This window comes from Wenyingzhuangia sp. 2_MG-2023, from assembly GCF_030548295.1.
In the GTDB taxonomy this organism is placed as follows: domain Bacteria; phylum Bacteroidota; class Bacteroidia; order Flavobacteriales; family Flavobacteriaceae; genus Wenyingzhuangia.
The window spans coordinates 1-2,373 of record NZ_JAUOSB010000045.1; the positions used below are offsets into that span (position 1 = coordinate 1).

Genomic DNA, 2,373 nt, shown 5'->3' on the forward strand with positions numbered 1-2,373 from the left:
TTTGGTTTTAATTTTCTTATTACAAAGCCAAATCAAAAAGGATTTGGCGACTTAGTAAATATACACAAAACTTTGAGAAAGCACAGAACCCGTATTAAGTTTAGCCGTTGTTGTGTGTAGTTTGTAACTTTCTTTCAGCAGTTTTCTTTTTCCCTCTAAAAAATAAAAATAAGTTCACAAATAACATTATGCCTAAGTATATTGAAAAACCACCTATTTTATAACTCAATTTTTCAATAAGAACTTGATAACTATTAGAATTCATATGTATTTCTAAAATGAGTAGAGCATATCCCAAGTTTAATAAGTAGAAACCTGTTTCAAATAGTTTACTTGTTGCATTTGCAATTTCCTCTCTGCCATTAAAAATATCTAACATATATATTTTTCCGTTTTTAAATAAAGTTTTAGAAACATAGAATGTTAAAAAGATTACGATTGGTAAGTAAACAGAATAACCGATTAAAATTTTTGTAGTGTTCATAATTGTTGTTTTATAATAATTTGTGAATAAATTTTTTGATTAAATAAATATTTGAATAATGCATAATTGCTATGATTAAGACTATTATTGATATTTTTTGCGAAATAATTTCAACTAGATATACATTTGTTTCTATTTTATTCCAGGTTATAATTGTTATAGCTGAGTATCCTATATTCAGCAAATAATAACCAATTAATAATGCTTTATTTATTTGAATAGACAGTTCTATATTTTCTTTAAGTAGGTTTTTGATGAATACGTTACCGTTATTATAGCAGATACTTCCAACTTTCAATATTATTGTCGAAGTAAGAATAAGGTATATGATATAACCAATAATATTTAAATTCATTTTTTTGTTTTTGAAGTTTCAGAAATTATTGAAACTTGTGTTTAAATTTTTTACTTTATTATTTTAACTATTAACTTACTTAGCCAATTCTCTTTATATTGTGTCATTTTTTCAATAATATTATCTGTTTTTAAAACAAAATCATATAATTTTTCAGTTTGTTCTTTAAACTGTTTTTGATTTTTAGAGTTATTAATCTCAATATTAGAAACTTCTTGTAAAATTCTTAATGCTGGTTTTATTTCTCTTTTACTACGTTCTTTTGCAATTGTAATAGCAAGTTTATCTAAGTCTTTTTCAGCAGTGAAGAACTCTTTTCTTTCTCCAGATTTACTTTCTTTAAAAACTATCCCCCAGTCAATTAAAGCTCTTATATTCATTGATGCATTACCTCGTGATATTTGAAGTTCATCCATAATTTCTTCAATGGACATTGGTTCTGTAGAGATCATTAATAAGGCATGAATTTGTGCCATCGTTTTATTAATTCCCCATTGTGAACCTAATGCTCCCCATGTTTGAATATATTTATTTTTTGCTTCTATAAATTCCATATGTCAAATATATAAATATTTTTAAAGTTTCAGAAATAATTGAAACTTTATTTTTGAGAAAATTACACACAACGGTTTTGGCTAGGCTTAGTGCGGGAAGAAAATCGCCAAGATTTTCGAATACGTACTAAGCCGAAGCTTTTTGTTTGGTTTTGTTTCTTTGGTTTTCACAAAGCCAAATCAACAAGATTTGGCGACCTAGTAAATATACACAAAACTTTGAGAAAGCACTAAACCCGCATTAAGTTTAGCCGGTGTTACCTAACGTTTTTCAACTTTAATTGTAAAATCAATATCCATATTATTTAAAATCGATTCGAGTTTCTTTTCAGTCTCAACATTTATATTCTTATCAATTTTTAAAATATCAGGTTTTCGTTGATTCTTTTGTTTCTTATATATAACTGTAAATGATTCAAGTTGTTCAATAACCTTTTGTATTAAATTTACTCCTTTTGCATGATTGGAAATATTTTCAATTTCGAATATTTGTGGTTGTAATTTGTTTTTAATTTTTAGACTTAGGTTTCTATTCGTAAATCCATTTGTTTCATTTTTCAAACCGATACTATTCATAAGACTGATTCTTTCGATTTGCTCAATTTTTAGAACTGTCTTATTTGTATAGATTGATTCAATTTCTAAATGATTATTTATTTCTGTAAGTTTAATACTATTTAAAAATCGTCTTTGTGCTAAAAACAATGATGATAAGAAAAATAGAACTGTTAAAATTAATATAGAGGATAGAAGAAATAAGTTTATTCCTGGAACTTGCATTTTTATATTTAAAAATATAAAAAAACCTATTACACTTGAGATTATTATATTCAAAGTGATTGGATTCTTACCGTATCTTTTTAAAGTAATCATTTTTTAGAAGCAATTTTCGTAATGTTAGGTAACGGTTTTGGCTAGGATTAGTACGGGAAGAAAAGGAGCATAGCCTTTTCGAGCACGGACTAAGCCGAAGCCTTTTT

The 2,373-nt window shown here is 26.2% G+C and carries 3 protein-coding genes; all 3 read right to left on the minus strand.

Features of this window, described 5'->3' with window-relative positions; all coding sequences use genetic code 11:
- Nucleotides 1-100: 100 nt before the first annotated feature.
- Nucleotides 101-484, minus strand: coding sequence for a hypothetical protein (locus Q4548_RS16525; RefSeq protein WP_303457098.1), 384 nt, complete (start codon nt 482-484; stop codon nt 101-103).
- Nucleotides 485-889: 405 nt separating this feature from the next.
- Entirely contained in the window at nt 890-1,393 is a 504-nt protein-coding gene (locus Q4548_RS16530) for a GbsR/MarR family transcriptional regulator (protein ID WP_303457100.1), read from the minus strand.
- 261 nt (nt 1,394-1,654) lie between these two features.
- Entirely contained in the window at nt 1,655-2,266 is a 612-nt protein-coding gene (locus Q4548_RS16535) for a hypothetical protein (RefSeq protein WP_303457103.1), read from the minus strand.
- Between the last annotated feature and the right edge of the window lie 107 nt (nt 2,267-2,373).